General features: G+C 64.1%; 7 protein-coding genes. 1 reads left to right on the forward strand and 6 read right to left on the reverse strand.

All coding sequences use genetic code 11. From position 1 onward, the window contains the following. Positions 1–102: 102 nt before the first annotated feature. From QMX78_RS18660 to QMX78_RS18685, 6 genes are all read right to left on the reverse strand, one after another. Positions 103–852 carry a TorF family putative porin gene (locus QMX78_RS18660; protein WP_282272361.1) on the reverse strand — a complete coding sequence of 250 codons (750 nt, stop codon included), beginning with the start codon at positions 850–852 and terminating at the stop codon, positions 103–105. A gap of 120 nt (positions 853–972) precedes the next feature. After that, a complete protein-coding gene (locus QMX78_RS18665) occupies positions 973–2,016 on the reverse strand; it encodes a sulfate/molybdate ABC transporter ATP-binding protein (protein ID WP_282272365.1) in 1,044 nt (347 codons plus the stop codon). 7 nt (positions 2,017–2,023) lie between these two features. Beyond that, on the reverse strand, positions 2,024–2,965 hold the full coding sequence (gene cysW, locus QMX78_RS18670; protein ID WP_282272366.1) for a sulfate ABC transporter permease subunit CysW: 942 nt from the start codon (positions 2,963–2,965) through the stop codon (positions 2,024–2,026). Then, entirely contained in the window at positions 2,962–3,786 is an 825-nt protein-coding gene (cysT, locus tag QMX78_RS18675) for a sulfate ABC transporter permease subunit CysT (protein WP_282272367.1), read from the reverse strand. The genes cysW and cysT overlap by 4 nt, the downstream gene beginning before the upstream one ends. A gap of 36 nt (positions 3,787–3,822) precedes the next feature. Further along, positions 3,823–4,845 carry a sulfate ABC transporter substrate-binding protein gene (locus tag QMX78_RS18680; RefSeq protein WP_282272371.1) on the reverse strand — a complete coding sequence of 341 codons (1,023 nt, stop codon included), beginning with the start codon at positions 4,843–4,845 and terminating at the stop codon, positions 3,823–3,825. A gap of 12 nt (positions 4,846–4,857) precedes the next feature. Further along, on the reverse strand, positions 4,858–6,285 hold the full coding sequence (locus tag QMX78_RS18685) for a porin (protein ID WP_282272373.1): 1,428 nt from the start codon (positions 6,283–6,285) through the stop codon (positions 4,858–4,860). Between the two features lie 161 nt (positions 6,286–6,446). On the opposite strand from QMX78_RS18685, the gene kbl reads away from it, so the two are divergent. Then, the gene (kbl, locus tag QMX78_RS18690; RefSeq protein WP_282272375.1) at positions 6,447–7,661 is read left to right on the forward strand and encodes a glycine C-acetyltransferase; all 1,215 of its coding nucleotides are present in this window, start codon (positions 6,447–6,449) and stop codon (positions 7,659–7,661) included. Positions 7,662–7,830: the final 169 nt, after the last annotated feature.

Genomic DNA, 7,830 nt, shown 5'->3' on the forward strand with positions numbered 1-7,830 from the left:
CCCATGGTCGGCATTGGCGTCACCGGTAATGCCCGTTGCCGACCATGGGTCGGCACCACAGAAAAAGGCGCCTTTCGGCGCCTTTTTTTTATCACGCTTGGATCAGGGCACGTCGACCGACACGCTGAACACCAGGCCCGGTTTGTAGATATCCGAACCGCGGCGCAGGTCGGACGCATCCGAACCAAAGGTGTCGTAATAACCCAGGGTTGCGGTTGCCGGGCCGAAGCCCTTGGACACCGAGACCGAGCCATCGAAGTAATCCGAACGGCGCGGCCATTCGTTGCTATCGGCCTTGATCGTGGTGTAACCGGCCGATGCACCGACCGAGAAACCGTGGCCGATCTCGTAGCTGGCGTCCAGTCCGGCATAGATCTGCTCGGCGCCGCTGTTGCTGTAATCGTCGGCGTAGCCCAGCAGGCCGCTGACGACCACCGGGCCGGTCCAGGTCACTTTGGCCAGGTATTCGTTGTAATCGATGTCACCGTAGCCGCTGGAGGCGCTGGTGTAGGTGTAGCGGTTGACGCCCAGGTCCAGGTTCCAGCTGTCGGACAGGTCCTTGCTCCAGCCGATGTTGTAATCGACTTCGAAATTCGGGCCGCCTTCGCCGAAATCAACGTTCGAGCCCCACACACCCACGTACAGACCGAACGGTGCGGTGTAGCTGGCACCGGCCTGGAATGCCGGCTCATTGTCGGTCTGCGACACACCACGGAACACGTAGTCGGTGGTCACGCCGAAGCTGGCGCTGAACGGAGAGGTGGATTCCTCACTCTCCTGGGCACTGACGGCAAACGGAACGGACAACAGGGCGGCGCAGGCCACGGCGACAAGACGCTTGTTGTGCATCATGCAGATCTCTCCAGGAAGTGGGGGTACCGGGATTGACCACATCCCGATTCACAAATATTTAACCGCAATTATATTGCGATGCAACATCTATTTCACCCCAACCGCCCGGTGTTTCCCTATTCAGCCCGCATCCGCCGGAAATATCCCGTAACGACGGGCCCCGAGCCGGATTGACTGGCCTGTCGCATATGCGGGCGCATCCGCCGGCAACTCCACTTCCAGCTCGGTAGTTGCGCCAGCCAGGCGCGCGCGCAGACGCTGGCGTGGGCCACTGCGTTGCACCAGCCCGACCGTGGCCTGCCAGTGGCCATCGGCCTCGACCAGCAGATCCTCCGGCCGCACGAACACCTCCAGCGCCTCACCTTCCGGCACTGCGCCGGTCCGTGGCCAACGTGCCCCGGCCACTTCCAGCGTCTGCCCCTGCGCGCGTGCCGGCAGCCGGTTGGCCTCACCGACGAAGCCATAGACGAAGGGCGACGCCGGCTGGTCATAGACCTCGCCCGGTGTACCCACCTGTTCGATTCGGCCACGGTTGAGGATGGCGACGCGGTCGGCCAGCTCCAGTGCTTCTTCCTGATCGTGGGTGACGAACACCGTGGTCAGCCCGGTGCGGTCGTGCAGCTCGCGCAGCCAGCGGCGCAGGTCGCGGCGTACCTGGGCATCCAACGCGCCGAAGGGCTCATCCAGCAACAACACGCGCGGTTCGATCGCCAGCGCGCGCGCCAACGCCACGCGCTGGCGTTGGCCGCCGGACAGCTGCGCCGGGTAACGCCCGCCCAGCCCATCGAGTTGTACCAGCGCCAGCAGCTCATCGACCTTGGCGTCGATGCGCGCCTTCGGCCAACGTTCGGCACCGCGCCGCACTTCCAGCCCGAAGGCGATATTGCGGCGCACGTCCAGATGCTTGAACAAGGCGTAGTGCTGGAACACGAAACCAGCGCGGCGTGCCTGCACGCTCAAACCGGTGGCGTCTTCGCCATCGAACAGGATTTCGCCGCGCTCGGGATGCTCCAAGCCGGCCAGCGCGCGCAGCAAGGTGGTCTTGCCCGAACCCGATGGACCCAGCAGCGCCAGCAGCTCGCCACTGCGGATATCCAGGCTCACCCCGTCCAGCGCGGGGAACGTGCCGTACTGCTTGCCCAGGTTGTGTATGCGGATGTTCATTGCGACCTCAATGACGGTGGGCGGCGGCCAGCGACTGACCGTGGCGCCACTCCAGGAAAGATTTCACCACCAGCGTCAGCAAGGCGGTGGCGGCCAGCAGCGAGGCGCAGGCAAAGGCGGCGCTGTAGGCGTATTCGTTGTAGAGAATCTCAACGTGCAACGGCAGCGTATTGGTGCGCCCGCGGATATGCCCGGACACCACCGACACCGCGCCGAACTCGCCCATTGCCCGCGCGCTGCACAACAGCACGCCATACAGCAGGCCCCAACGGATGTTCGGCAAGGTCACCTTCCAGAACATCTGCCAGGCATTGGCACCCAGCGTCAGCGCCGCCAGTTCCTCGTCACTGCCCTGCTGCTCCATCAGCGGCATCAACTCGCGGGCAATGAAAGGAAAGGTGACAAACACCGTGGCCAGCACGATGCCGGGTATCGCGAACACGATGCGTGGCAGCTGCAACAAGGTTTCGCCGAGCACCGGCAGGTGCAGGCGCAGCCCGTCCTCGATCATCGGCCAGAACCAACCATCGCGGCCGAACAACAGGATGAAGACCAGACCGGCCACCACCGGCGATACAGAGAACGGCAGATCGATCAGCGTCACCAACCAGCGCTTGCCCGGGAAACTGTGCTTGCTCACCACCCAGGCCGCAGCGACGCCGAAGACCAGGTTCAAGGGCACGACGATCGCCGTCACCAAAAGCGTCAGGCGTATCGCCGACAAGGCATCCGGATCACTGATCGCATTCCAGAATGCCAGCACACCACCACGCAACGCCTCGACGAACACCAGCACCAGCGGCAGCAGCAGGAACGACAGCAGAAACCCCAGCGCGCCCAGGATCAACAGCACCTGCACCCAGCGCGGCTCGCTGGTCACTTGCTGCGGCCTGGCCACACGCGCACTACGTTCGATTTCCACCGGCAACTCCGACACCAGCTCGTTCATCGTGCCCCCCTGCGCTGCAAGCGCGCCTGCAGCGTGTTGACCAGCAGCAGCAGCACGAACGACAGCAGCAACATCGCAGCTGCAATCGCCGTGGCACCAGCGTAATCAAACTCCTCCAGACGGATGGTGATCAGCAACGGCGCGATCTCGGTGACGCTGGGCATGTTGCCGGCGATGAAGATCACCGAGCCGTACTCACCCACGCCACGTGCGAAGGCCAGCGCAAAGCCGGTCAGCATTGCCGGCCACAGGCTGGGCAAGACTACCCGCACGATGGTCTGGAAACGTGTGGCACCGAGCGTTGCCGAGGCCTCCTCGAACTCGCGCTCGGCTTCGGCCAACACCGGCTGCACGATGCGCACAACGAATGGCAGGCCGACAAACACCAAGGCCACCACGATGCCGAGCGGCGTGTACGCCACCTTGATGCCCAACGGCTCCAGCCACTGCCCGATCCAGCCCTGGCCGCCATACAGCGCGGTCAAGGCAATGCCGGCCACGGCGGTGGGCAAGGCAAACGGCAGATCGATCATCGCGTCGAACAGGCGCCGGCCGGGGAAGTTGTAGCGCACGAATACCCACGCCACCCACGTGCCCATCAGTGTATTGAACGCAGCCGCGGCAAACGCGGTGCCGAAGCTCAGCCGCAATGCGGCCAGCACGCGGGGCTCGGTCCATATCTGCCAGATGCCGCCCAGGCCCAGCCCTGCTGCTTTCAGGAACACGCCGAGCAACGGGATCAGGACGATCAGCCCCAACCAGAACAAGGTGATGCCCATACCAAGACCAAAGCCGGGGAGTACCCGGCGTTGGCTTCGCACACGCGGCTGCAGTGTTTGTGCTGTTGCTGACACGGTCTACTTGCTCGCCTGGATCTGATCGAAGACACCGCCATCAGCGAAGTGCTCGGCCTGCGCCCTGCCCCACGAACCGAAGGCGCTGCGGATGGTGACCAGCTGCACCTGCGGGAAGCGCGCCACGTCGGCCGGTGCTGCGTATTGCGGCGAACGCGGCCGGTAGTAATGACGCGCGGCGATGCGCTGGCCTTCCGGCGAGTACAGGTATTGCAGATAGGCCTGGGCAACATCGCGGGTGCCATGGCGGTCAACGTTGCGATCCAGCAGTGCTACCGACGGTTCGGCCAGGATCGACAGCTTGGGCACCACGATCTCGAACTTGTCCGGGCCCAGCTCTTCCTGGGCAAGGAAGGCTTCGTTCTCCCACGCCAGCAACACATCGCCGATGCCGCGCTGGACAAAAGTTGTCGTGGCGCCACGCGCACCGGTATCAAGCACCGGCACATTGCGGAACAGCGCGCGCATGTAGTTCAGGACCTTGTCGCGATCACCCTTGAAGATGTGATCGCCGTAAGCCCAGGCTGCCAGATAGTTCCAGCGAGCGCCGCCGGAGGTCTTCGGGTTCGGCGTCACCACCGATACACCGCTGCGCAGCAGGTCCGGCCAATCGCGGATGCCCTTGGGATTGCCCTTGCGTACCAGGAAGACAATCGTCGAGGTGTAGGGCGCGCTGTTTTCCGGCAGGCGGGTCTCCCAGTTTGCCGGCAGCAGCTTGGCCTTGTCGGCGATGGCATCCACGTCATAGGCCAGGGCAAGGGTGACCACGTCGGCCTCGATGCCGTCGATCACCGTGCGCGCCTGCTTGCCGGAGCCGCCGTGCGAGGTCTCGATGGTGACGTTGTCACCCTTGGTTTCCTTCCAGTGCTTGGCGAAGGCGGCGTTGAAATCGCGGTACAGCTCGCGCGTCGGGTCGTAGGAAACATTGAGCAGCTGCACATCGCGTGCGAACGCAGCGCCGGCACTCAAGGTCAGGGCGAAGGCCAGTGCCGCTGTGGCAAGGCGGGAAACATGGGAATGCGTCATCAGGGCTCTCCGTCAGAAGGAAACTTGCAGGCGCGAGAAAACAGCTTTTTCATCAGGCAACTTCGCGCCAGCGGAAGCCGCATCAAAACTGCTGTGCAGATAGTTGGTCGCCAGCTTGAGGTTGGCGGTCAGGTACCAGTTGGCACCGACCGTCCACGAGCGGACCTGTGAAGCCGACACCGTCGGATCGGCATAGAACGGGAAGGCGGCATCGTCGATCTGCAGTTCGCCGTAGCGCGCGGTCAATTCCACCGCGCCATGCCCACCGTTTGCCCCAAACGGGCGCGAAGGCGTCACCCCGCGATAGCTCGCATCCTCACCGGTCAGCACATAGCTGGCGGTGGCCTGCCAGGCCCGGTTGTCCAAGCGCTTGCGGATGCCATTGCGTGCAACCTCCTGTTCCGAAGCGATGTACTCGGCCTGCAGGCCCAGTCCATTGCGGTAGAACCAACCCTGCGGCGACCAGCGGCGGTGCTCGCCATCGGCAACCACGGCACTGCGGTAAGCAAAGAAGGTGGCCTGGCCAGGCGTGCGGTAACGCGGCAGGAAGTTGTTGCCGCTGCCATGCTTCTCGCCCGTGCTTGCGCCCAGGCCGAAGCCCAGGCCTGCCCATGCGCTGTCACTGCCCTTGAGCGGCTCGAAGAACACGCGTCCTGCATATTCGAAGTCGTCATCCGGATTGCTGGTGACCGCATCGCGACCATCGACGGTGCCGTTGAATACGCCCAACGCATAGCTGAACTTGCCCTTGGCCACTTCACCCTGCAGCTGCACACCGAGGTCGCGATTCGGCGCAAGTTCGCTGGCCAGCGCGCGCTCCACATCGACCAGTGCCGAGGATGACTGCAGGCGTTCCAGACCGACCGGCGAGGTGAACTTGCCGACCCGCAGCGTGTACGCAGGATCGAAGCGCAGATCAGCATAGGCATCGACGATGCTGGCGCTGTCGCCGGCAAACTCCGGGGTGAAGCGGTACGCCACCAGCTTGCCCAACGAGCCTTCCAGGGTGGGCCGGGCGGTGCGCAGCAGGAAGGTGTCGTTCTGGTTGGCATCACCGCCCAGGAACACGCGGGCATCGCCTTGCAGCAGGCTACGTAGTTTCAACTCGTAGTTGCCGTCGCCGGATTTGAACGATGCGCCCTTCTGGTCGATGGCGATCTTCGGTGCGCTCTTGGCGGTGGCAACGCGTTCTTCTTCCGCCAGCTCAAGGCGGCGTTCAAGGATGCGCAGGCGCTGGTCCAGGTCGGCCAGGCCTACGCCTTCGCTTGCCCCATCACTGACGCCAGCCAGCCGCTCCAGACGCTGCAGGCGCTCCTGCAACTGCTCCACGGTGAGTTGCTGCGCCTGCACCGATGACCCCGCCCCACACGCCGCCAGGGCCAGGCTGAGGGACAACAGCTTCCTGGTCGGCAGGGTGAATGGGGGGCGTGTGGCGGTCATCGGCATCTCCTGGTGGGTGGGTGTGCCGACGATGCTGCGGGTGCACACCCGTTACCGAGAAATGACTTAGGCCGCCGCGCTTATAGCCTTTGCGCATGACGACAACGCCGGGACACGGGGAAGGCTAAAATTGGTGTTCCACTTGACCGCAAGACCCCGCCATGACCGAAACCGCGAACATCTCCCCGCTGACCCGGCACTACGCCGAGGAACTGGACGCCATCCGCGCGCAGGGGCTGTTCAAGTCCGAACGCATCATCACCAGCCCGCAGTCGGCCGAGATCACCCTCGACGACGGCCGCACGGTGCTGAATTTCTGCGCCAACAACTATCTGGGCCTGGCCGACCACCCGGAGCTGATCCAGGCCGCGAAGGACGCGCTGGACACGCATGGCTTCGGCATGGCGTCGGTACGCTTCATCTGCGGCACGCAGGACCTGCACAAGCAGCTGGAGAAGCAGATTGCCGGGTTCTTCGGCAAGGACGACACCATCCTTTACGCCGCCTGCTTCGACGCCAATGGCGGCCTGTTCGAGCCGCTGCTGGGCGAGAACGACGCAATCATCTCCGACGCACTCAACCACGCCTCCATCATCGATGGCGTGCGCCTGTGCAAGGCCAAGCGCTTCCGCTACGCCAACTGCGACATGGCCGATCTGGAAGCGCAGCTGCAGGCCGCTGATGCCGCTGGCTGCAAGACCAAGCTGATCACCACTGACGGCGTGTTCTCGATGGACGGCTTCATCGCCCCGCTCGATGAAATCACCGCGCTGGCGAAGAAGTACGGCGCACTGGTGCACATCGACGAATGCCATGCCACCGGCTTCCTCGGCGCCACCGGCCGCGGCTCGGCCGAAGTGAAGGGTGTGCTCGACAAGATCGACATCATCACCGGCACCCTCGGCAAGGCCATGGGCGGCGCGCTGGGCGGTTTCACCTGCGCCAGCGCCGAGGTCATTGAACTGCTGCGCCAGCGTTCGCGCCCCTACCTGTTCTCCAACTCGTTGCCGCCGCACGTGGTTGCCGCCGGCATCAAGGCGTTCGAGATGTTGGCTGCCGCCGATGACCTGCGTGAAACGCTGCGCGAGAACACCGCCTACTTCCGCGAGAAGATGACCGCCGCTGGTTTCGACGTGAAGCCCGGCGTGCACCCGATCAGCCCGGTGATGCTGTACGACGCACCGCTGGCGCAGAAATTCGCCCAGCGCCTGCTGGAAGAAGGCATCTATGCGATCGGCTTCTTCTTCCCGGTGGTGCCGAAGGGTCAGGCCCGCATCCGCACCCAGATCAGCGCCGCGCACAGCCGCGCACACCTGGACCGCGCGATCGATGCCTTCACCCGGATTGGCCTGGAGCTTGGCGTCATCAAGGGCTGAGTGCTGTTGCCCTTGGCTTGAAAACAAAACAGGCGCCGAAAGGCGCCTGTTTTGTTCTGCCCTGTAGTGCCGAGCCATGCTCGGCAGAGGCCTTACCGGTAAAGCCCCTTGCCGAGCATGGCTCGGTGCTACGTTTGGGTTTGCTTGTAGAGCCTCTGCCGAGCATGGC

Origin of the sequence: Stenotrophomonas sp. PS02298, from assembly GCF_029959445.1 — a bacterium.
In the GTDB taxonomy this organism is placed as follows: Bacteria; Pseudomonadota; Gammaproteobacteria; order Xanthomonadales; family Xanthomonadaceae; genus Stenotrophomonas.